This window comes from Sporosarcina sp. YIM B06819, from assembly GCF_033485175.1.
In the GTDB taxonomy this organism is placed as follows: Bacteria; Bacillota; Bacilli; order Bacillales_A; family Planococcaceae; genus Sporosarcina.
In genome coordinates, this window is sequence record NZ_JAWLIQ010000016.1 from 70,313 (window position 1) to 91,590 (window position 21,278).

A 21,278-nucleotide genomic window follows, 5' to 3' on the forward strand; every position below is an offset into this window, starting at 1 on the left:
AGCATCGTCTATGCTAAATTTGGCCTCCGGCGAATTTGAATATTGAAATGAAAGCGGGCCGAACTTGGGTCCGCTTTTTCCGTCTAGCTCTGGGCGCCCTCCGCATTTCGTGATTGTATTTCTCGAATTTCCTGCCAACGATCTTTGGCTATTTTAATAATATGCGGCTCTGTTGAGCTACGTTGACCTTCAATGACGCGAGAGAAGTGGCGAATGGCTTCTTCCTTATCCCCGATTTTCCAAGATAGTTCCGCGATGATATAAAGGACTCTCGATTCAGACATTTGGGTGCCTGCATAATCACCTTCAGAATATGAATTAACATATAAGTCTCTAGCAATTTTCATAAAACGTTGTTCTTCTTCCTGTTTACCTTGGTCGCGGTATAACCAAGCAACGCGTAAAGTGAGCCCTGCCATTGACAATGCCTTTTCTTTTTTTAGCATGGCGCTTAGGTAGGCAAGCTTATACGTTTCGATGGCTTCATCGATATCACGTTCCGCTCCGAATGATCGGCCATTCCATTGTGCTGTAATTTTATTTAATATGTCATCCTTTGTACCTGGAGCAAAATAAGGTGCAAATTCATCAGTGAATGAGAAGCCACATTGTGGGCAGACTGCAACATTATAAAGGAGAGGTTTGATTTCAGGGTCTGAATAAACTGGTTTAAAATCGCTCTCGTGTGATGTGACTCGAACAAATCTTGACCGGACTTTTGTGGTGATAAAATCTGTTTTACAATTGAGACACGCTATTTTTTTACCGTAATAAGGGGTAATCTCCAATCGAATCATCCTTTCATACTATCAACCTTATTATAGCGCAAAAGTCTTAACTTACTCCAGCAGAAGTCCCCTACTTCTGTAAATTGCGATATGAAACTAAGTACTCATTCAAATCTTTGGGTGTTCAAACAACTGTTGAATTAAATTAAGAGGTAGGCAACCTAAGTACGTCACGTCTGTTGCAACGGTTGCATGACTGACAAGGAAGGATGCAGTTCAATCCTTCCCCCCCTGTCGGCCCGCAGATGTCACAGATTTTGAAGGGAGTTGTTAAGGAAGGTAGTCTAAGGTCGCGACGTCGTAATCATGTGCCTTAATTTCTGCAAAAGCACAGAAATACGGCAAATCGAACCCTTCGCAGTTCGATTCGCAACGAATGCATAACCTACATCCTGTTGGCACCAAGTGCAATATAAATTCTGCACGCAATTACGCCGGGGCGTAATTGATTAGACGAGTAATTATAATTGCGTTAAGGTTAATTTCCTTGCTATGATGGAGAGAAGAAAACAAAGGGAAGGTGAACGCAAATGGCACAAGTTGTTGAAGTTACTGAGGCAGCGGCATTTCATGTTAAAGAAATGATGCGCCATAATGGGGAAGAAGGTTCATTTTTACGTGTTGCTGTTAATGGCGGAGGCTGCAGCGGATTGACATACGGAATGGGTTTTGAAACTGAAAAGTCTGAGGAGGACCAGCTGTTAGTCCAGCATGGTTTACAAATCCTTGTTTCAAGCGAAGATGCCGGTATTCTTAACGGTACACAAGTTGATTATAAAGAGTCCCTCATGGGGGGCGGATTTATCATAAATAATCCCAATGCAATTGCTTCATGTGGGTGCGGTACATCATTTAGAACAGCGCAGAAAGCTGGAACTCCAGCTGATTGCTGATTATTGTTAAGCCCCTGACAGTATTGTTAAGGGGCTGTTTTTGCTATGGATAATTAGTCTATGTTTTCAAACATTTTGTATTTCAATTATAGTATTGAAATGCCGTTTCAAAAGGGCTACTATAAGAGATAGAAGTTTGTCGAACAAATGACAAAGGCCAGGACTGTGTAAATCGTCGGTGTAGTTGATTTCACGAGGGCCGGGCACATAAAAAATTTAAAGGTGGTTTCGATCTTCGTGAAAAGACCGACAATTTTAGTATTAGGTGCAGGGTACGGCGGTTTATCTACAGTCGTGAATTTGCAAAAATCACTTGGGACAGACGAAGCAGATGTTGTCCTTATTAACAAAAATGATTATCACTATGAATCTACATGGCTTCATGAAGCGGCTGCTGGAACATTGTCTCCTGAACAAGTTCGTTATGACATTAAAAGTGTTATCAATAGCCAAAAAGTGGAATTCATCAAAGCAGAAGTACAAGCAATCGATGTTGCGGGCAAAATTGTAACGACAAATGTTGGTACACATACATACGATTATCTTGTGATTTCTCTTGGCTTCGAAGGTGAAACTTTCGGTATTCCTGGACTTGATAAGTATGCACTTTCAATGGCGAACGTGAAAGCAGCTCGCCAAATTCGTGAACATATCGAATACCAATTTGCAACATGGTCTCTTGAAGAAGAGAAAGACGATAGCCGTCTAACAATCGTTGTTGGTGGTGCAGGATTCTCTGGAATCGAGTTACTTGGTGAACTTGGAAACCGTGTTCCTGAACTTTGCAAAGAGTTCGACGTGCCAGCTGACAAAGTACGCGTACTTTGCGTAGAAGCAGCTCCAATGGTTCTTCCTGGATTTGATCCTGAGCTTGTCCAATATGCTGTAGCTAAATTGGAATCAAAAGGCATCGAATTCTCAATCGGTACGCCGGTTGTTGAAGCGACTGAAGAAGGCGTTAACATTAAAAAAGGCGAAGATGAGTTTGAATTCATCAAAGCTGGTACGGTGATTTGGGCTGCGGGTGTACGTGGTAACCGTTTGATCGAATCATCTGGCATCGAAAACATGCGCGCACGTGTTAAAGTTGATAAAGATCTTCGTGCACCAGGTTATGCTGATGTATTTATCGTTGGAGACTGTGCATTGATGATTAACGAAGAAGCTAATCGTCCATACCCACCAACAGCGCAAATTGCTATGCAACAAGGTGATATGTGTGCAAACAATATTATCGCGCTTATTCAAGGTAAAGCAACATCAGCGTTCGTTCCAGACTTGAAAGGTAGCGTTTGTTCACTTGGTGAAGACGATGCAATCGGTCTAGTATTTGGTAAGAAATTGACAGGAGCAAAAGCTTCATTCATGAAAAAAGTGGTTGATAACCGTTCACTATTCCTAATCGGTGGAGTAGGTCTAACAATTAAAAAAGGGAAATTTAATTTCCTATAAATCGTTTAAAACATTTACAAAGCATCTGCTTGTCTTCTGACAGCAGGTGCTTTTTTGGAAAGGACTGTACATAATGTCACGGAATAAACGGGGAAATGTCTGGCTTGGAGCGGCGGGGCTTGTGGTGAATAGTGAAGGACAGTGGCTCGTTGTGCGTAAAACTTATGGGGGACTTCAAGGGAAATGGTCAATTCCTGCTGGCTTTGTGGATGGTAATGAAACAGCAGATGATGCAGCCATTCGTGAAGTCAAAGAGGAAACGGGCATTGATAGTCGTTTGGAAGGGATGATTGGTTTTCGCACTGGTGTATTGAATGGAGAAATCAGTGATAATATGGCGATATTTCTTCTGAGACCGACATCAGAAGATCAGCTTTTGATTCCACAGCTCAGAGAGATTTCTGAAGCGGTGTGGAAAAGTCCACTAGAGTTGAAACAAGATAAGGATTCTTCTTTGATGATTTTGGAGATGGCTGAAAAAGTGATTGAGTCGGGATTAGATGAAATCGTCGATATTACGCCCGGCGATAGTTTTGGCTATACGTCGTATAAACTATTTTTTAAAAAATAGTCACTTGTAAGAGATGATAAATTGGAAAATAGGTTGTGATTTGTTGAAAGCCGTCTCTCATTCATGTAAAATAATGAATGGAAAACGGAGGTAATTACTTTGGGAACCATTTCACTGACGCACGTCGTCTTATCCGTACTGATTTTCATGGTTATGTTTTTTGGTATCGGATTTCTATTAAATATGCTTCTTCGCATGACATGGTTAATGGCTATCATTTATCCAATTATCGTCGTCTTGATTATTGATGAAGTGAAGATGTATGAATACTTCACAAAGCCAAAATATGCATTTCAACTTCTTGGAGAAAAAGTGATGGCACTTCATATGGCTGACATTATTATTTTAGCAAGTGGTCTCGTTGGAGCCATCATTTCAGGATTTGTTATGAAGATTTTGAGAAAGCAAGGTTATCAGATGTTTTAAGAGGGAGGAATGAAGTTCGATTCCACCCTCTTAAAGCCTCCGGCGGATGTCACAGATTTTGAAAGGAGTTAAGGCAGTCTAAGTTCGCGACTTCCTAATTATGTGCCTTAATTTCTGCAAAAAGCACAGAAATACGGCAAATCGAACCCTACGCAGTTCGATTCGCAACGACTGCATGACCTACATCCTGTAAGCCCCAAGCTCAATTCAAAATCTGGACGCAAACACGCCGAGGCGTGTTTGATAAATTTAGAAGCTGCCACAACGTATTGAGTTGTGGTGGTTTTATTTTTTACCGGCGAGTTTCCGGATTTACCGGCGACTTCAAAAATTTACCCGCGGTCGCATCCAAAAAGCCATGTCATTTCCAGAGGAATTACTCCGGAAGTGACATGGCTTTTTTGTCATACGATAAATGAATAGATAATGATAGAGATGAGGATACCGGTTACAGCGCCTGCAAATACTTCGCTTGGTTTGTGACCGAGTAATGTTTTGAGCTCTTGGATTTTTTGTTGTCCGTCTTTTTGTTGCCAGCCTTTTGCTTCTTGAACAAATGTTTGGAAGTCTAACCGCATTTGATTGATAATTAGCGCTTGTTGTCCCGCCTGATAACGGATTCCCGTCGCGTCAAACATGACAATAACGGCGAAGATGGCGGAGACGGCAAAGAGGGGCGAACCCAGTCCTGATTCATAAGCGATTGCAGTTGTCAAAGCTGTCACTGCCGCAGAATGCGAGCTTGGCATGCCGCCTGTTGATGTCATCAGTTTCCAATCGAGCTTGCCGCTAAGAAGAAAATAGATAGGGATCTTGACGATTTGTGCAAAGACGATCCCGAATAATGCCGCCAGGAGCGGAATGTTTTGGAATATAGCCATTTGTATCCACCCCTTTAAAATTTTCAATGGTGTAACAATTATACCACAAAGCATTCAGACAAAAACAAAATAGTACGACTTCCGAATGAATTCCTACAAAGGGCTGAAAATTTGGTATATAATAAGGATTGTATGAAAAAATTGGAGGCCAGTAAAATGAAAACAATTATTGTAAAACCAGATTTTAACCAAGTAGCAGCAGATGTCCTCGTTATAGGTGTTCCGGAACATCCAGAAAATACTGTCGGCTGGGATGGATTCGTCAGTTCTTTTAGCTCACGTTTACCAGAATGGCTTAAATCTGGAGATGTTAAAACGACTTTCAATAAAATTGTTTCAATGCCTGCCATCGAAGAGCGGGGTTATAAGCGTGTATTTTTTATTGGGCTCGGTGAGCAGAAGGCTTTGACGGTAGATCGCCTGCGTCAAGCATTTGCAGCAATCGGTAAAGAATTAGCGAGCGTGAAAGCGGTTTCTGTTGCAGTTTGGACGGCTCCTTTTACAAATGACAAGCTAGCTTGTGAAGATGTTGCATTTGCGGCATCAGAAGGCATTGGGCTTGGAACGTATAAGTTTGCAGGCTACCGCACGGACTCAAATGAGCGTGATGTAGCAATCGAGGCTTTAACGATCTTATCTTCAGCAGATGAGGATGAATTGAAAGCGGCTTGTGAAGTAGGAAAAGTATATGCCAATGCCGTCAATGAAGCCCGTAATTTAGTCAATATGCCTCCAAATATTTTAACAGCAACTAAAATGGCGGATTATGCACGCGAGCTTGCGGAGAAATATGATTTCGATATCGAAGTGCTCGGGAAAAAAGAGATGGAAGAGCTCGGCATGGGAGCCATCCTTGCAGTCAATCAAGGGTCTGTAGAAGAGCCGAAGCTTATTGTACTGAAATATGCGGCGACAGAGCAATGGGAAAATGTCGTTGGCTTAGTCGGTAAAGGCGTCACCTATGATACAGGCGGTTATTCATTGAAACCTCGTGAAGGAATGGTTGGCATGAAAGGGGATATGGGTGGCGCGGCTGCTGTCCTTGGTGCCATGGCTATCATTGGGGAGTTGCGTCCGCAGAAAAATGTCATTGCTGTCATTGGTTCGACGGATAATATGGTGTCTGGAGATGCATTTAAGCCGGATGATGTTATTACATCATTGAGTGGAAAAACGATTGAAGTGCTTAACACAGATGCTGAGGGGCGCCTTGTGCTAGCAGATGCTGTGACGTATGCGAAACAATCCGGAGCAGATTACCTGATTGACGTAGCAACATTAACAGGTGGCGTCATCGTCGCACTCGGTAACGATAAAACAGGAGCGCTGACGAATGATGAAGCATTCTTTGAAGAATTTATGCAAGCATCTATTGAGACCGGTGAATTCGTTTGGAGACTGCCGTTAACGGAAAGTGATAAGAAAAGAATTCGTAAAAGCGATGTAGCTGACCTGAACAATTCACCGGGCCGTGATGGGCATATGATCTTCGGTGGGGGCTTTGTGGGGGAATTTGCGGGTGATACACCTTGGATTCACTTAGACATTGCAGGGACATCAGACGCGGCTGCTGCGCATGATTTAGGACCAAAAGGAGCAACAGGCGTGATGGTGCGAACTTTGGCGACATTGGTTGAACGACTAGCAGATACTGAACTAGAGAACTAATGGGCAATTGTCTCTTTCCCGCCCGCCCTATATGAATAGGATAGGTGGAAGGGGGATGCAGATGCCTAGAGGTTATAATGGTGGTCGCGGCGGAGTTGGACGTGGTTTCGGGCGCGGCTTTGATGGTATTGGACGTGGATTTGGTGGCTTCGGTATACCGTTTCTTGGGAGCTTTGCTGGTGGTCTTCTAGGATCAGCGCTATCTCCAGGGTATGGAGGAGGTTATGGTGGTTATCCACCATATGCTTATCCACCGTACGGGTATCCACCGTATGGCTATCCGCCCTATGGATACCCACCGTATGGTTACGGATATCCACCGTATGGCGGTTTCGGACCATACTAACAAGAAAGAACGCATGACTGTCGGAAATCCGATTGTCATGCGTTCTTTTTAATCTTTTTCTGAATGGGATGTTGAGTAGTTTCGTTTTACATCAGCTACAACCTTGGCTAGGTCATCACCCACAGTGAGTTCAGTTGGTTTGACACCAGACATATAAGCAGCACGGCTCATGAGATGCCCGCCAATCGGAGAGGTGATGAACAAGAAGGCAATCGCTAGAATCAGCTGAATGCTAAAGATTCCTTTGATCAACCAAAAGTGAAGAAATACCCCTAACAAAATACTGAGTACACCCAACGTGGCGCTTTTAGAAGCGGCATGCGCCCGTGTATAAACATCAGGTAAGCGCAAGATGCCAACAACGGTCACGATAGTGAAAAGGATGCCGACAACGATCGTCAAAACAATGAGTATATTAGCGATTACGGTCACGTTCGATAATCTCTCCTTTCTCAATAAATTTGGAGAATGATACAGTCCCGATGAACGACATAATCGCAATCAGTAAGATGACCTCGATGAAAAATCCAGTATCGAACAAAATCGATAACAAGGCGATGGCAGAAATCAACATGACACCAATCGCATCGAGTGCAATAAGTCGATCGGGTGTGGATGGACCGAAGTACACACGATACAGTAGGCCAAAAATCGACAAGATGACAAGTATGAGACAAATCCAAATGAATGTCATCATGGGCGGCTCACTTCCTTAATCGCTTTTTCGAAAGAGTTTTTGATGGAATCAATTGCTTCATCCACATCATCGACATCAATCGCATGGATATAGAGCGTTTTTTGATCATCCGACACATAGAGGACGAGAGTTCCAGGAGTCAATGTAATTAAGCTGGATAATAGTGTAATCTCCCAGTCGTGTTTCAGGTCGGTCGGTAAAGCAAAAATCATCGGTTCAATATCCATCTTTGGCTGCAAAATCAAGCGTAACACAGAGATATTTGACAGGATCAGTTCTTTGAAGAATATGAGCGTTAATTTAACAGTTGCCCATAGCCGCCAAATATATAGTCGTTCATTGAAAAAACGTCTCATCACGATGATTAAAATAAGCCCAATCAAGTACCCAACGATGAACGTTGAAGCAGTCATTGAAGTGCTCATGAACATCCAAACAGTGGCGATGAAAAAGTTTAATAATAGTTGGAAAGCCATCGCAATCTACTCCTTTAACACCGCATCAATATAGATGGACGGTTGTAGTAATACGTTCGAGGCATCCGTCATATACGGCATCAGCCATTCAGTACCGACACCATATAGCACCGACAGGACGACTAATGCCATAGCTGGAATCATCATGTACTGGTAAGGACGGCGCTCAGTTTTCGGCAAGTCAACAGGTTCACCCCAAAATGCGTAAACGAAAATTCGGATGACGGATAATAAGACGACTAGACTTGATAGGAGAAGGATAATACTTCCCCACACATGACCCGCCTCAAATGCTCCTTGCACAATCAGTAGCTTGCCTATGAAACCACTAAGTGGCGGAATACCTGCTAGTCCAAATGCGGCAATGATATAGAGCCAGCCAAGTGGGGCGTGTGTTTTCATCAGCCCACCCATTTTACGCAAGTTCGATGTACCTGTGACGTAGATGATAATCCCGATGAGTAGGAACAAAGCTCCCTTAATCAGCATGTCATGAATCAGATAGAAAACGGCACCCGTTAATCCAGCTTCGTTCATCTGCGCTGCGCCGAATAAAATGGCGCCGACTGCGATAACGATGTTATAAATGATAATTTGTTTCAAATCAAAGTATGCAAGTGCTCCTATACAGCCTGCAATGATCGTTAAAATCGCCAATACAGACAAAATTTCATGTGTAAATCCAATATCATGGACGAAAAACAGTGTATACGTCCGCATGATAGCGTAGACCCCGACTTTCGTCAGTAACGCCCCAAATAGGGCTAGAACCGGTATGGGGGGAGATGCATAAGATCCCGGTAACCAGAAGTACAGTGGGAAAATGGACCCTTTGATGCCAAATACGATAAGGAAGAGAATCGCAATGACTGTAATAATGCCCGGTTGTCCAATTTGTGCGATTTTTGCTGAAATATCGGCCATATTTAATGTTCCAATGACTGAGTACAAAAAGGCGACTGTAATGACAAACAATGCCGATGAAATGACATTGATGAGTACATATTTGATGGATTCTCGAAGCTGTTTCTTCTCGCCACCTAATACGATTAACACATATGAGGCGATGAGTAGCACTTCAAAGAATACGAACATATTGAAAATGTCGCCTGTTGTAAAGGCACCATTGACACCTGTTACCATGAAGAGAATAGCAGGATAGTAGAAGTAACGTTCCCGTTCTTCCCCAATAGCTGTGAAGCTGTAAATGACAACGCCTAACGTTAGTATAATCGTAGTTGTCACAAGCACCGCGGAAAACATGTCAGAAACCATCGAGATGCCGAAGGGTGCTGCCCAGCTACCTAATGTCAGTGCTTGAATGCCGTCAGCTTTTACTTTCGCCACAAGAAACAAGGCCGCAACTAAGCTGACGACGAGCCCTAAAGCCGTTAATGCTCGTTGTACACGAATATTCTCTTTAAAAAACAGGAGGATAATCGCGAACAGGAATGGTAAGAGGATCGGAAATAAAGGTAAGTTAATCATGTTCGTCATTTCCTCTCATCAGATTCATATTGTCTGTTTGATGTTCAGCATACGTCCGATAAGCTAATACCAAAATGAAAGCTGTCACACCAAAACTAATAACAATGGCCGTCAAAATAAGCGCTTGCGGCAAAGGGTCTACAAAATTGGTTACGCCGTCAGCGATAACAGGAGGCGAAATACCACCAAGTCCACCCATCGTTAAAATTAACAAATGTGCACCATGGCTAAGTAAGCCAGTCCCCAAAATAATTTTTAGAATACTCCTAGAAAGGATTAAGTAGGTAGCCGCCGTGAACAGAATCCCGATGACAAGTATCATAATCAGTTCCATTAGGCATCTCCTCCAATCGATTGAATCATCGTAATCGCCGCTCCAACAACGACCAGATAGACACCTGCATCGAAAATCATCGCCGTATGAAGGGATGTTTTTCCGAACAAAGGTAACTCAAAATAATCGAAAGCATGTGTAAAGAACGGTACGTTGAAAAATATAGAACCAGCTGCTGTGCCAAGTGCTAGCAGTAAACCAATACCTATCACAATCGTGAAATTGAAAGGCAAAGCTTTTTGTACTGTTTTCAAATCAAAGGCGAGTAACAGTAGGACAATGGCGCCAGTTGTTAGCAATCCTCCGACGAATCCACCACCGGGTGTATAATGACCCGCAAAGAAAATATGGATGGAAAAAAGGAAGATGATGAAAAATACGAATTTGGTTGTCGTTTGTAAAATAACATCATTTGTTTTCATCCGTATCCTCCTTTCTTGCAAGTCGCAGTCGAATCATCGCGAGTACGCCGATACCTGCAATCGACAGTACAGCAATTTCAAATAATGTATCAAAGCCACGGTAATCGACAAGAATTACGTTGACGATATTACCGCCACCTGCTTCTGTCGCTACTGTATCTTTGTAATATTGTGAGATAGATGGTATTAGTTTTTGCGAGTGCGCCGACAACGCAACAAGCATGACAGTGATACCGACACCTGCTGCAATAAGTAGATTAACAAGCTTATTAGGCTTCGTTTCCCCGTGATTGTTCAACTTTGGCAAATGTTGAAATGCCAACAGGAACAGAGCAACAGAAATCGTTTCAATGACAAGTTGCGTCAACGCCAAATCAGGTGCTTTGAAAATAACGAAGAACAAGGCAACCGAATAACCTACTGCACCAAGAGCAATAATGGCTGCCAGTCGCGTTTTCGCTAGCAAAATCATCGCCACAGCAATGACCAGGATAATCGCAGTCAATACCCCATAAACACTTACGGCTGAAAAACTATTCATATCTACAACAAAGGCTTCCTTGATGAACAGCGCTGCCGTTGTAATCGCAATAATGAAAGCGAACATATAGAGCAAATACGTCCGGATTAACCCCGTCATATAAAAACGAGATAGACGATTCATACCATTTTCGCCAAACAACATGGCTGAATCGTACAAGGCATTCAACGACAGGTATTGCGGTTGAATATCGTAAAGCTTCTGCCATTTCTTCATCGTGACGTATAAAACCGCACCAACGCCAAAAATAGCAATCGTCATCCACAATGCCGGAGAATAAAAGCCGTGCCATGCTGCAACATGCACGTCAACTTCAGATGGATGGTTATACAATCCAGGTTGAACGGCCATGACAGCCGGCTTGACCAACCATTTACCAATCAGGTTTGGGATAAAGAAAATCCCGACAACAAGTGTAGCTAAAATAATAGGGGATAGTAGCATCCCGATAGGCGCTTCATGTGGCGTTTGCGGAAGCGGTTCACTTTTCCGCTGTCCTGCAAACGTTTTGAAAACAAAGTAAAAGCTATAAACGAATGTGAAAACACTCGCAATCCAAGCAACAACTGGGAAAATAATGCCCCATGTTCCAAAGTTGAATAATTCAAAATGGCGAATGGCTAGCATAGAGTCAAGGAACATTTCTTTACTTAGGAAACCGTTAAATGGCGGTAATCCTGCCATTGACATCGAACCGATGAACGCCACAGTAAAGCTGATTGGCATAATGCTCATCAAGCCACCGAGCTTGCGAATATCTCTCGTACCTGTTTCATGATCTACAATACCCGCAATCATGAACAAACTACCTTTAAAGGTCGCATGGTTAATCAAATGGAAAATCGCTGCAAATGCGGCAAATTTAAAAATCGCATCATCTGTATGATAGGCGATTGCGCCTGCGCCGAGCAGTGACATAATGAGCCCCAGCTGACTAACGGTTGAGAAAGCTAGAATGGCTTTCAAATCCGTTTGCTTCACAGCAAAGAACGATCCCCAGAACAGTGTCAGCAGGCCAATGCCAGTAACGAGCCAAATCCATACTTCGGAAACTGCGAAGATAGGCGTAAAGCGTGCGACTAGATACAGTCCAGCTTTCACCATTGTGGCAGAGTGCAGATAGGAGCTGACTGGTGTAGGCGCTTCCATTGCGTCGGGTAACCAAATGTAAAACGGGAACTGAGCAGACTTGGTGAATGCACCGAGTAGGACAAGAACAAGTGCCAGTGTAAAGAATTCATGTCCGACGAACGTAGAAGCAGTTGCAATGAGTTCACGGATGGAAAACGAATTGCCCATGATGCCAAGTAACACGAATCCCCCGAGCATCATTAAACCGCCAAACACCGTGATCATCATTGATTTCAGGGCGCCAAAGCGTGAGCCATCTCGCGTATACCAATAACCAATCAATAGGAACGACGAAATAGATGTTAATTCCCAGAATAAATAAAGGGTAATGACATTATCCGATTGAACGACACCTAGCATGGCTGTCATAAATAACAGTAGATAGACGTAAAAGTTGCCGAGCTTCTCCTTGTCTTTATCGAGATAAAAGATGGAGTATAGCACAACGAGTGCACCAATGCCTGTTATGAGCAAGGTGAACAGTAGGCTCAAGCCATCAATATAGGCAACGAACGAAATACCAAGGGTCGGAATCCATTGCAGTTCAGAAATGGCATGACCTCCATCCATTGTCGTGGCGATGAATCCGATATAAAAGATGAATAGAGAAAGTGGGACGAGCAATACGAACCAGCCCGTATGTATGCCTTTTACATGCTTAAAAAGCAACGGAACAACAAGGGCAGCTAAGATGGGTAGAAAAATCAACAATACAAATTCCAAGTAAATCCTCCTTTTAACGCAAAAAAGTCTGTCATAAAAGGGCGTAGGTACCCCTTGGTGACAGACTCCTCCAAGTACGTTCGATTATTTGGCTGAAGCCAATATACCATAGCTCGTGATAATTGTAAAATTGAAAAAGCTGGATATTGTTGCTTGTTGGGACGTATTTCCGATAGTATTGAGCCTATGAAAACATTTTAATTTGAATCAGCAAATACATTTGCTGATTCAAATTAAGCCTCCGGCGGATGTCAGGGATTTTGAAAGGAGTTAATGAAGGCAGTCTAAGTTCGCGACGTCCTAATTATGTGCCTTAATTTCTGCAAAAAGCACAGAAATACGGCAAATCGAACCCTTTGCAGTTCGATTCGCAACAAAGAGGGATGCAGTTCAATCCCTCTCCACTGCATGACCTACAAGGAAGGATGCAGTTCAATCCTTCGCCCCTGTAGGCCTCATGCACAATTTAAAATCCCTACGCAATTACGCCGGGGCGTAATTGAAATTATCGAGGTGCCTAATGAAAAATCCATACATATTCGGTTATTTGCCTTTCGTCACAATTGTACTTTTCAGTTTGACGTTTGGTGTTTATACGGTCGGTTTGTCGGTCGATTTGTTTAAGGAGATTGGTTTGTATGCAGGAATGCGCGAGTTTTTAACGGATATGCAGCTCCGTATTTTCTTGCTGGTGATTTACGCATTGCTGTTTTTTATGGTGTTCTCTGCCTTGAAATTAATTGCTGGGACGATTCATGAAACGGCGATGCTGTTCTTTTCAAAGGATGTTGAAGGAGAATCATATAGCGAGGCAAAAGGCGGCAACGTCATTTACTTTTTCGGTGCGCTTGTATCAGCCGGCGGTATTAGTTCAATTGGTATATTGGCTGTTACTTTTCTGCTGACAACATTTATATATTTCATATACGTGGTATATAAATTGAGTAATTTTATGACGATTGGCAGAACTATCGGATTGATCGTTTTTGAAATCATTATTTGGGCTGTACTCATTTCCACCATCGTTTATATTTTACTTAAACTTTATAATGGCGTCATAGCAAGTTTACCGTTTTTGGAATGAAATCAGGTACCTTCGCTAAGTAAAAAACTAGCCCTCATGAAAAGGCTAGTCTAGAAGTAGTGTGGAAAAGAGTTGCAAATGGAGTTTCTGATCGCTTAAACGTTTCATAGGCTGTGGTTTGTCATACCCTACCCAAACAGCTGTTGTATAGTGTTCGTTGAGTCCGCCTACCCATAAATCTTTGTAATGGTCTGTTGTGCCGGTTTTTGCCCCTGTATACGATGTCGTATTCGGAATGCCGCGCCCAGTGCCGCTTGTCACGACGTCAGATAGCAGGCTACGCATGGTGGAAACCGTAGCAGGCGACCAGACGTCTATTTTGTCATTTGGCCACTCATACAGAATAGTTCCCGCAGTATCCTTAACAGAACGAATCGCATGAGGCCGCTTATACGTCCCGTCGATAAACCCAGTATAAGCTCCCGCAAGCTCCAGTGGTGTCATCCCTTTTGATAAGCCTCCTAGTGCCGCCGCATAGGTATGATCCTGCTGTGTAATCGACTTGAATTGAAAGGGTTCGATAAAGTCAAACGCCTTGTCGATACCAACAGTCTTAAATAATCGAATGGCTGCCGTATTATGGCTAAGTCGAAATGCATCTCTTACTTTGGTTGTCCCGTACACATAGCCACCGACATTTGTAGGACAGTAAGTGCCGATACAAATGTTACCGCTATTGACGCGGCTGTTTGCTGTGTAAGGCCCACTTTCAAAGTAAGGGGCATAGACTAAAATTGGTTTGATGGCGGAGCCTGGTTGTCGCACCGCTTGGAATGCCCGGTGGAAATCCGCTTTTTTATAATCCTTGCCGGCAAATAGGCTGACAATTTCCCGCGTGCCGTTGTCGATGACAGCGGCCCCCGCTTGTAGACCCTTGGGCTTTAATAGCGCGGAAATGGCTTGTTCATCCCGCCGCTGCTTGATGGGGTCAAGTGCTGTTTCGATAATAAGACCTGTCGCCAACACTTCTGCAGTCCGTTGCTTGACTCGCGCTTCCAGTGCCAGCTTGGTAGATTCATCCGTTGCATTAGCAATCTGATCCGTCAAGCCCTCCGATTGAGCAATCAACTCTGACAGCTCAGAAAGGACATAGGTACTGTAAACAGGGAAATTATTTTCTTTTTTCTTTACCTGTAATTCAATCGGTATGCTTGCATATGTTTCGGCTTCCGCGGTGGTGATGACTCCATTTTTTGCGAGTATGGACAGCAAACGCTCCTGTCTTTTTTTTGTTTGATTGAAATGAACTAATGGATTGTATAATGAAGGATTATTTGGAATGGCGGCGATAAAGGCTTGCTCCGCTTTATTCAACTCATAAATGGGTTTATTGAAGTAATAAGATGCAGCTGCGCCAATACCATACACTTGGTTGCCAAAATACATTTCATTCAAATACATCTCCAAAATATCATCTTTTGAAGTTTGTTTCTCAAGCTCTGCCGCATAAAATAGTTCCGTCAATTTCCGTTCGTACGTCTTTTCAGTTGATAAAAAGCGCATACGGACGACTTGTTGGGTGATGGTTGAAGCGCCTTGCCTCACATCGTCTGTTGCTGTATTGACAGCAAACGCCCGAACGATAGCGGCTACATCATAGCCTCGGTGCTCAAAAAAACCTGTATCTTCGCTTTCAAGGAATAGTTGGCGAACGAATGTCGGAATGGATGTGAGCGCAAGTGGTTCACGCCACTCCACGTACTCTTCCGTAAAAATGACGCCATTGCGATCCGTCATCGAAACGGGAACGTTGATGGGTGGTGTTGATAGCTCGATGGATGTGTCCAACTGCTTATTAAACGAATCAGCTGTTGTTAACTCAACAGCTATTGCATCTTGCACGATAACTAAAATAGGGATAAATAAAAGAATAATGATAATGCCGATGAACCGTTTCAACACGGGACCTCCGTTCAGAAATATGTACTGACAAAAGAATAGCACAGGGCCTGCACGATGCAGGTCATGCAACGGGGAAGGATTGAACTGCATCCTTCCTTGTTGCCGCAGGACGCGGCGAACTTAAGTTGCCTTCCGCCCTAATTAAGATTAAGTTTGTCGGTCTTTCATTGCCAAGAAATCTTCAAAATCTTGGACAGGTTTTCTTTTTGCATAATATAGGAAGGCAAAGCCAACGAGGAACAACGCACCTGTCACAACGAAGACTGATGAGATACCGATAAAGCCACTTAAAATCCCGCCGAACATCGGACCGATAATATTTCCTAAAAAGCGGAAGCTAGTGTTATAGCCCATTACTTCGCCTTGGATGTTGACAGGGGCTTCACGTCTGACAAGTGCTGTTGTAATAGGAATCATTCCACCTACTGCAATCCCGAAGAGTAGCCGGCAAATGATGAGCTGCCATAGCTCGGTGACAAACGCTTGAGGGACAATGAAAATGAAAGAAAGTAATAGTAATATGGACAATACTTTTTCATAGCCAATATCATCCCCGAGCTTTCCCCAATGGCGTGCAAACAGTAAATTGCCTAAACCAGCTGCACTGAATGTGACACCTGCAAGGAAGGCAACATCTCTGGCATCCGTCAATTCTGCTACGTAGAGTGATAGCAATGGTTGGATGCTGAAATTGCCGATTTGAATGAGTGCAGTGACAATCATGACATTTAACATTAGTCGATGGTGCAGGAGTCCGCTCAATATTGCTTTACGCGAATAACGATTAGCTCGCGCGTTTTTTGCGCGTTTCTGCTCTTGAATGCCGAAAAGCACAATAATGGCAGCCACTGTGACAGAAATCGATGTAATGACAAAGGTATATTGGAATCCGAAAGCATCTGCCAATAACCCACCTAAAACCGGACCGAACAATGTGCCCGTCACACTACCCATTTGCAAAGTCCCGAGCATTTTACCGGCTTCTTCTTTAGAGGTTTGTGAGGACACAAAGGCGAGAGAAGTAGGGATGAATCCTGCAACGACTCCATTGAGTAAGCGTAGTAGGAAAAATACTTCTACTGAATCGACAAAGCCCATTAAAAAAACAGACGTTGCAATCCCAAAGCCATTAATGAGTAAAATAGGTTTGTAGCCATATTTATCTGCAACTCGCCCCCAAATGGGTGACATGATTAAAGCGGTAATAAATGTAGCGCCAAAAATAAGGCCAGACCATTTTTGGACGTAAGCATCGGAATGGTCGCCGAATGTATCAATATAGAGTGAGAGGAAGGGCATAATCATCGTCATGGTACCTGCGACGAGGAAGTTAGAAATCAAAATGATGATAAAGTTTCGTTTTTGCATAGCCATGTAAAAACCCACTTTCTGAATCGTGCTCTTCCGTCAGTATAAAACAGTTCGAGATACGAAGGAAGTATCGTGCTTATTCGTCGAAAAATAAATGGCAATATGGTAGAATAATTCAGGGTGAATGCGATATGAAAAAGTATTTTTTCTCTTTACTATCTATTCTTGTCATTATCCTGTTAACCGCTTGCGGCACAGCTGCTGATAAAGAACCAGTGTTAGAGAAGAAAAAAACGGCTGAGCAGACGCCAGCTGAAGAAAATAGTGTGAAAGATCAAGAGGAGGCAACAACTATGTATCCACAATTATCAAAAGAAGTAGCAGCAAACGAAGCGCTCGTTGTAATGAACACGACACTCGGTCCGATTAAAATCAAGCTTTTCCCTGAACAAGCTCCAAAAACGGTCAAAAACTTTTTGACGCACGCTGAAAATGGTTATTACAATGGTATCATTTTCCACCGTGTCATTGAAGATTTCATGATCCAAGGTGGAGATCCGACAGGCACAGGTATGGGTGGAGAAAGCATCTACGGCGCAACGTTTGAAGATGAATTCACAATGGATTTATTCAACTTAAATGGTGCATTGTCTATGGCAAACGCTGGTCCTGGAACAAATGGTAGCCAGTTCTTCATCGTTCAAGCATCACAAGCACCTGGAACAGCTAAACAAATGGAAGAAGGCGGCTGGCCAGCAGAAATTGCAAAAGCTTACGAAGAAACAGGCGGCACGCCACATCTTGACCAAAAGCACACTGTATTTGGACAAGTGATTGAAGGCATGGACGTAGTTAACAAAATTGCGGCAGTGAAAAAAGGCCGTCAAGATAAGCCAGTTGAAGACGTTTCTATTGAGTCAATCGAAATTCTTCAAAAGTAATCTTAGCCAAGTGAAATTATTTAAGTGAGGAAGTGTAGAAAGTGAACGTTTTATTAATGCCGTTCCTTTACTTTCCAGAAGATAAGTCAGAATATATACCTGCGGCTATTTCATTTGTCTTTTTCATGATTCTATTAGTGTTAGCTTATAGATGGATTCAACGTAATTCACAGAAGCAAGAACTAGAAACAAAAGAATTAGAAGAACGCATATTGCGTGAACGCCGTGAGGCACAAGAAAAACAGCGCTCTCAACATTGAGAGGCTGTTTTTTTATATTGGTGCGAAAATCAACCTCGTTCGGATTATTAGGCTAATTGTTCTATTATGAAATGACTTCATATGAAAGATGTTTAATTCCTTGCAGAGAGAGGCAAACTGCAACAAGTCTAAAAAAAGGAGTAGATCCTGATGAATTTGAAAAAAGAAGCGTTGAAAATCTTAAAAGATAGCTTCGTTGGAACAATGGCAACCGTACAACAGAACAAGCCTCACACGCGGTATATGACGTTTTTTAATGATGAATTTACGCTTTACACCGCAACATCAAAACAAACTCAAAAGGTGGATGAACTTGAGTTGAACCCTTTTACGCATATCTTAATTGGATATGAGGGGAAAGGGATGGGTGACGAATACCTTGAAATAGAAGGTATAGTCAGCATTTCTGATGACGAAAGTATAAAAGAGAAAGTGTGGAATAAGCATATGAAATCATGGTTTAGTGGTCCAGAGGATCCAGACCTTGTCATTTTAAAAATTTCACCCAATGCCATTCGTTTGATGAATAAAAAAGGTGAGGAACCGAAAGTAATTACACTCTGACCATGAAGTACCAGCGCTAAGTGCTGGTACTTTTTTTGATGTAATTAGCGTAAGACGTCTTCAATAGAGTTCGTAACGTGTATTGCGCGAAGTGTTTTATTCATTGTGTAGTCAAGTGCACCTGTACCGCCTAAGTAAAAATCAATGTGTTTATTGTCTACAGCAAATTGATCTAACCTCTTTAATAAATCTGGATCCTTGTCAAAAGGAGTTGTTGTTGTTGCGGATAGTAGTACTTTTGCAGGCTTCAACTTTTCTACCAGCGATTCAATAGAGCCGGGAGCTGGGTAAGCACCAACGAGCATTGTTTTAAAGCCTTTCTGCATAAGTTGCAATAAAAGTATGTGTAATGGGATTTCATGCAGTTCATAGGGAAGGCAAGCTCCGACGATTAAAGACGCATTCTCACGGAATTGATAGTTACGACGAATTTGTACTAAAAAGTCTCGTGTGACAAGACTTGAAACAGCCTCTTGGTACTCATTCCATTCATTCCTATGCCATTTGTTGCCAACCTCATTTAAAAAAGGGACGATAACGGATGTCAAAAAATCAGCTAATCCGTAAGCATGGTAAGCTTGTTGCAATACTAAATGTATTTCTAATTCATCGCAATGGGCTCCTTTTTCAAGAAGTCGAAAGACATAATCATTAAGGATTGCTGGATGTTGAAGGGAATGGCTAGGTTCAGGAATAGCATCACCTACAATATTTCTAGCTTTTGTAATCTCGACAGCACGCTTAACGGTATGTCCTTGTCCAGAGAGAGTTTTGACGTTTAGCAGAAAATTAATATCTACTTCACTATATATACGATAGCCATTTTCCAGTCTTTTTGGTTGTACAAGATGATAACGTTCTTCCCATTTACGGATGACTTGTTTAGATAATCCAGTCATATCTGAAACTTGTTGAATAAGATACATTCCATTTAAATCTGTTGAGGACATGGTGTTTATGACATCCTTTCGAAAAACTATACATCTGAGTCAATTTCATAATCAAACAAGCAGCTTTAAAATCCGAACAAGGTTGATTTCCACTCCAGGCGGACGCTTTCCGCGGGCTTGGCTTCAGCCTCCTCGTCACTACGCTCCTGCGGGGTCTTCAGCTCAAGCTATTCCCGCAGGAGTCGCCGCCTTGCGTTCCAATCAACGTGAGTAGAACATCATATTAACGAATATTTACATTAGTCATTGTATAATCGTTCGTCTTTTTAATCAAAATAAGTAATTATGAAATTGATACATCTATGTGTAAGTATAAGGATTGTATGGGTTTTGTACAATGTTGTATGTTGAAGGTTGTACAATAAAAAAGGAAATCAAACCTGGATCTACTCCAAAGAAACATCTGCTGGAATTGGTTCAGGCTTGCCAAACAAATAGCCTTGGAATAATTTGTATCCAACTTCTTTCAGCCATTCAAAGTCTTCTCTCTGCTCAATACCTTCCGCAAGAGGAACTGCACCAATGTGTAAGGCTGCCTTTAAAAACTTTTTAGCAGCTATTTGTTTAGTTGGATTAACAGAAACACCCTGTACAAATTTCATATCTAACTTCATATAATTGGGCATTAATTGTTCAAGCACTTCAATTGTACTAAATCCTTCTCCTACATCATCCAGGGCATAGTGTAAACCCCTCTTTCTGTAATACGTTAATATTTTCTTCAAATGCTCAATATCATCTACATTTTCTGTCTCAACGACTTCAAAAACTAATTGAGAATAGGAAATGCCTAACTGATTGGCAAGTTGAACAGTAGTTCTTAGACAATGCTCTGGAGAGTAAATTGAAGTTGGGATGAAATTTATGAATACTTTCTTTTGGATATTGACGGCATTCCGAACGGCAACCATTCTGCAAACGCGATCTATCGCATATGTTCGGTTTCTTTTTTTTGCCGCTGTAAACACTTCATTTGGAGGCATGGAATTTCCTGCATCATCCTGGAATCTAGCTAGCATTTCATAAGCAAAGACTTCTTGGCTTCCCGTAACGATGGGCTGTATATGGAATGTAACTTTTTCGTTAAGTATGACCTGGTCAATCCACTGTATATCTAGAAGTTCATTGACTTCATGAATAGGTCTCCATGTACTTCCATCCACTTTAAACTGAATGGTCTCAATGTCCATTATATCCTTAAAATAGTCATATAGGCCTGCAACCGCAGTTTCCCTTACAACGATGATATTTTTCCGTGCGTTTACCAATAAATCATTACTTTTAAGATAGGAAATAAGTTCAGGAAGATGTGATGTATTATTTTCCCCGGAAATAAGAATTTTGTAAAACAGCTCTGTTGGGTTACAGGCATTACATGAATGCATAAAATATCCTCCTAATCTACATCTTGATTTATCTAAAACTAGTA

23 protein-coding genes are annotated in these 21,278 nt (G+C 42.3%); 10 read left to right on the plus strand and 13 right to left on the minus strand.

What is annotated here, in order from left to right; translation table 11 throughout:
- Positions 1-83 precede the first annotated feature (83 nt).
- A complete protein-coding gene (locus R2B72_RS12285; protein ID WP_318616873.1) occupies positions 84-797 on the minus strand; it encodes a DUF2225 domain-containing protein in 714 nt (237 codons plus the stop codon).
- A 521-nt stretch (positions 798-1,318) separates the two neighbouring features.
- On the opposite strand from R2B72_RS12285, the gene R2B72_RS12290 reads away from it, so the two are divergent.
- From R2B72_RS12290 to R2B72_RS12305, 4 genes are all read left to right on the plus strand, one after another.
- Positions 1,319-1,681 carry an iron-sulfur cluster assembly accessory protein gene (locus tag R2B72_RS12290; protein ID WP_318616874.1) on the plus strand — a complete coding sequence of 121 codons (363 nt, stop codon included), beginning with the start codon at positions 1,319-1,321 and terminating at the stop codon, positions 1,679-1,681.
- A 237-nt stretch (positions 1,682-1,918) separates the two neighbouring features.
- Complete coding sequence (locus tag R2B72_RS12295; RefSeq protein WP_318616875.1) at positions 1,919-3,133, plus strand: NAD(P)/FAD-dependent oxidoreductase; 1,215 nt, start codon at positions 1,919-1,921, stop codon at positions 3,131-3,133.
- Positions 3,134-3,206: 73 nt separating this feature from the next.
- Complete coding sequence (locus tag R2B72_RS12300) at positions 3,207-3,704, plus strand: NUDIX hydrolase (RefSeq protein WP_318616876.1); 498 nt, start codon at positions 3,207-3,209, stop codon at positions 3,702-3,704.
- Between the two features lie 99 nt (positions 3,705-3,803).
- A complete protein-coding gene (locus tag R2B72_RS12305) occupies positions 3,804-4,130 on the plus strand; it encodes a YuiB family protein (protein ID WP_318616878.1) in 327 nt (108 codons plus the stop codon).
- A 404-nt stretch (positions 4,131-4,534) separates the two neighbouring features.
- Here R2B72_RS12305 and R2B72_RS12310 read toward each other — a convergent pair whose 3' ends face one another.
- Positions 4,535-5,011: a divergent PAP2 family protein gene (locus tag R2B72_RS12310; RefSeq protein WP_318616879.1), complete on the minus strand. Its 477-nt coding sequence runs from the start codon at positions 5,009-5,011 to the stop codon at positions 4,535-4,537.
- A 156-nt stretch (positions 5,012-5,167) separates the two neighbouring features.
- Between R2B72_RS12310 and R2B72_RS12315 the strand changes: the two genes are divergently transcribed.
- On the plus strand, positions 5,168-6,679 hold the full coding sequence (locus R2B72_RS12315) for a leucyl aminopeptidase (protein ID WP_318616880.1): 1,512 nt from the start codon (positions 5,168-5,170) through the stop codon (positions 6,677-6,679).
- Positions 6,680-6,740: 61 nt separating this feature from the next.
- On the plus strand, positions 6,741-7,025 hold the full coding sequence (locus R2B72_RS12320; protein WP_412177839.1) for a hypothetical protein: 285 nt from the start codon (positions 6,741-6,743) through the stop codon (positions 7,023-7,025).
- Between the two features lie 48 nt (positions 7,026-7,073).
- Here the strand turns inward: R2B72_RS12320 and mnhG are convergent, their stop codons facing one another.
- The 7 genes from mnhG to R2B72_RS12355 are packed head-to-tail and all read right to left on the minus strand — an operon-like array spanning position 7,074 to position 12,837.
- Positions 7,074-7,457: a monovalent cation/H(+) antiporter subunit G gene (gene mnhG / locus R2B72_RS12325; protein WP_318616882.1), complete on the minus strand. Its 384-nt coding sequence runs from the start codon at positions 7,455-7,457 to the stop codon at positions 7,074-7,076.
- Positions 7,441-7,722 (minus strand): Na(+)/H(+) antiporter subunit F1, encoded by a 282-nt coding sequence (locus R2B72_RS12330; protein ID WP_318616883.1) that lies wholly within the window; start codon positions 7,720-7,722, stop codon positions 7,441-7,443. The genes mnhG and R2B72_RS12330 overlap by 17 nt, the downstream gene beginning before the upstream one ends.
- Positions 7,719-8,198, minus strand: a complete 480-nt coding sequence (locus R2B72_RS12335) for a Na+/H+ antiporter subunit E (RefSeq protein WP_318616884.1) — start codon at positions 8,196-8,198, stop codon at positions 7,719-7,721. Before R2B72_RS12335 ends, R2B72_RS12330 begins: the two co-directional genes overlap by 4 nt.
- Before the next feature lie 6 nt (positions 8,199-8,204).
- A complete protein-coding gene (locus R2B72_RS12340; RefSeq protein WP_318616929.1) occupies positions 8,205-9,686 on the minus strand; it encodes a Na+/H+ antiporter subunit D in 1,482 nt (493 codons plus the stop codon).
- Complete coding sequence (locus R2B72_RS12345; protein WP_318616885.1) at positions 9,679-10,020, minus strand: Na(+)/H(+) antiporter subunit C; 342 nt, start codon at positions 10,018-10,020, stop codon at positions 9,679-9,681. The genes R2B72_RS12340 and R2B72_RS12345 overlap by 8 nt, the downstream gene beginning before the upstream one ends.
- Positions 10,020-10,442, minus strand: a complete 423-nt coding sequence (locus R2B72_RS12350; protein ID WP_318616887.1) for a Na(+)/H(+) antiporter subunit B — start codon at positions 10,440-10,442, stop codon at positions 10,020-10,022. Before R2B72_RS12350 ends, R2B72_RS12345 begins: the two co-directional genes overlap by 1 nt.
- Positions 10,429-12,837 (minus strand): Na+/H+ antiporter subunit A, encoded by a 2,409-nt coding sequence (locus tag R2B72_RS12355; RefSeq protein ID WP_318616888.1) that lies wholly within the window; start codon positions 12,835-12,837, stop codon positions 10,429-10,431. The genes R2B72_RS12350 and R2B72_RS12355 overlap by 14 nt, the downstream gene beginning before the upstream one ends.
- Positions 12,838-13,357: 520 nt before the next feature.
- Between R2B72_RS12355 and R2B72_RS12360 the strand changes: the two genes are divergently transcribed.
- The gene (locus tag R2B72_RS12360) at positions 13,358-13,921 is read left to right on the plus strand and encodes a YufK family protein (protein ID WP_318616889.1); all 564 of its coding nucleotides are present in this window, start codon (positions 13,358-13,360) and stop codon (positions 13,919-13,921) included.
- 45 nt (positions 13,922-13,966) lie between these two features.
- On the opposite strand, the gene R2B72_RS12365 is transcribed toward R2B72_RS12360, so the two are convergent.
- Positions 13,967-15,820, minus strand: a complete 1,854-nt coding sequence (locus tag R2B72_RS12365; RefSeq protein WP_318616890.1) for a transglycosylase domain-containing protein — start codon at positions 15,818-15,820, stop codon at positions 13,967-13,969.
- A 150-nt stretch (positions 15,821-15,970) separates the two neighbouring features.
- The gene (locus R2B72_RS12370; protein WP_318616891.1) at positions 15,971-17,197 is read right to left on the minus strand and encodes an MFS transporter; all 1,227 of its coding nucleotides are present in this window, start codon (positions 17,195-17,197) and stop codon (positions 15,971-15,973) included.
- Between the two features lie 128 nt (positions 17,198-17,325).
- On the opposite strand from R2B72_RS12370, the gene R2B72_RS12375 reads away from it, so the two are divergent.
- From R2B72_RS12375 to R2B72_RS12385, 3 genes are all read left to right on the plus strand, one after another.
- The gene (locus tag R2B72_RS12375) at positions 17,326-18,075 is read left to right on the plus strand and encodes a peptidylprolyl isomerase (RefSeq protein ID WP_318616892.1); all 750 of its coding nucleotides are present in this window, start codon (positions 17,326-17,328) and stop codon (positions 18,073-18,075) included.
- 56 nt (positions 18,076-18,131) lie between these two features.
- Positions 18,132-18,335, plus strand: coding sequence for a hypothetical protein (locus R2B72_RS12380; RefSeq protein WP_412177841.1), 204 nt, complete (start codon positions 18,132-18,134; stop codon positions 18,333-18,335).
- Positions 18,336-18,485: 150 nt separating this feature from the next.
- On the plus strand, positions 18,486-18,899 hold the full coding sequence (locus R2B72_RS12385; RefSeq protein WP_318616894.1) for a pyridoxamine 5'-phosphate oxidase family protein: 414 nt from the start codon (positions 18,486-18,488) through the stop codon (positions 18,897-18,899).
- A 44-nt stretch (positions 18,900-18,943) separates the two neighbouring features.
- On the opposite strand, the gene R2B72_RS12390 is transcribed toward R2B72_RS12385, so the two are convergent.
- Positions 18,944-19,849, minus strand: coding sequence for a MerR family transcriptional regulator (locus tag R2B72_RS12390; protein WP_318616896.1), 906 nt, complete (start codon positions 19,847-19,849; stop codon positions 18,944-18,946).
- 386 nt (positions 19,850-20,235) lie between these two features.
- Entirely contained in the window at positions 20,236-21,234 is a 999-nt protein-coding gene (locus tag R2B72_RS12395; RefSeq protein ID WP_318616898.1) for an EAL domain-containing protein, read from the minus strand.
- Positions 21,235-21,278 lie beyond the last annotated feature (44 nt).

Coding starts and splice junctions, on each gene's coding strand:
- R2B72_RS12340 (WP_318616929.1), bottom strand. CDS start 9,686: ATGATTAACTTACCTTTATTTCCGATCCTCTTACCATTCCTGTTCGCG.
- R2B72_RS12385 (WP_318616894.1), top strand. CDS start 18,486: ATGAATTTGAAAAAAGAAGCGTTGAAAATCTTAAAAGATAGCTTCGTT.
- R2B72_RS12375 (WP_318616892.1), top strand. CDS start 17,326: ATGAAAAAGTATTTTTTCTCTTTACTATCTATTCTTGTCATTATCCTG.
- R2B72_RS12310 (WP_318616879.1), bottom strand. CDS start 5,011: ATGGCTATATTCCAAAACATTCCGCTCCTGGCGGCATTATTCGGGATC.
- R2B72_RS12285 (WP_318616873.1), bottom strand. CDS start 797: ATGATTCGATTGGAGATTACCCCTTATTACGGTAAAAAAATAGCGTGT.
- R2B72_RS12390 (WP_318616896.1), bottom strand. CDS start 19,849: ATGTCCTCAACAGATTTAAATGGAATGTATCTTATTCAACAAGTTTCA.
- R2B72_RS12315 (WP_318616880.1), top strand. CDS start 5,168: ATGAAAACAATTATTGTAAAACCAGATTTTAACCAAGTAGCAGCAGAT.
- R2B72_RS12320 (WP_412177839.1), top strand. CDS start 6,741: ATGCCTAGAGGTTATAATGGTGGTCGCGGCGGAGTTGGACGTGGTTTC.
- R2B72_RS12380 (WP_412177841.1), top strand. CDS start 18,132: ATGCCGTTCCTTTACTTTCCAGAAGATAAGTCAGAATATATACCTGCG.
- R2B72_RS12335 (WP_318616884.1), bottom strand. CDS start 8,198: ATGGCTTTCCAACTATTATTAAACTTTTTCATCGCCACTGTTTGGATG.
- R2B72_RS12360 (WP_318616889.1), top strand. CDS start 13,358: ATGAAAAATCCATACATATTCGGTTATTTGCCTTTCGTCACAATTGTA.
- R2B72_RS12370 (WP_318616891.1), bottom strand. CDS start 17,197: ATGGCTATGCAAAAACGAAACTTTATCATCATTTTGATTTCTAACTTC.
- R2B72_RS12290 (WP_318616874.1), top strand. CDS start 1,319: ATGGCACAAGTTGTTGAAGTTACTGAGGCAGCGGCATTTCATGTTAAA.
- R2B72_RS12300 (WP_318616876.1), top strand. CDS start 3,207: ATGTCACGGAATAAACGGGGAAATGTCTGGCTTGGAGCGGCGGGGCTT.
- R2B72_RS12345 (WP_318616885.1), bottom strand. CDS start 10,020: ATGGAACTGATTATGATACTTGTCATCGGGATTCTGTTCACGGCGGCT.
- R2B72_RS12330 (WP_318616883.1), bottom strand. CDS start 7,722: ATGATGACATTCATTTGGATTTGTCTCATACTTGTCATCTTGTCGATT.
- R2B72_RS12395 (WP_318616898.1), bottom strand. CDS start 21,234: ATGCATTCATGTAATGCCTGTAACCCAACAGAGCTGTTTTACAAAATT.
- R2B72_RS12350 (WP_318616887.1), bottom strand. CDS start 10,442: ATGAAAACAAATGATGTTATTTTACAAACGACAACCAAATTCGTATTT.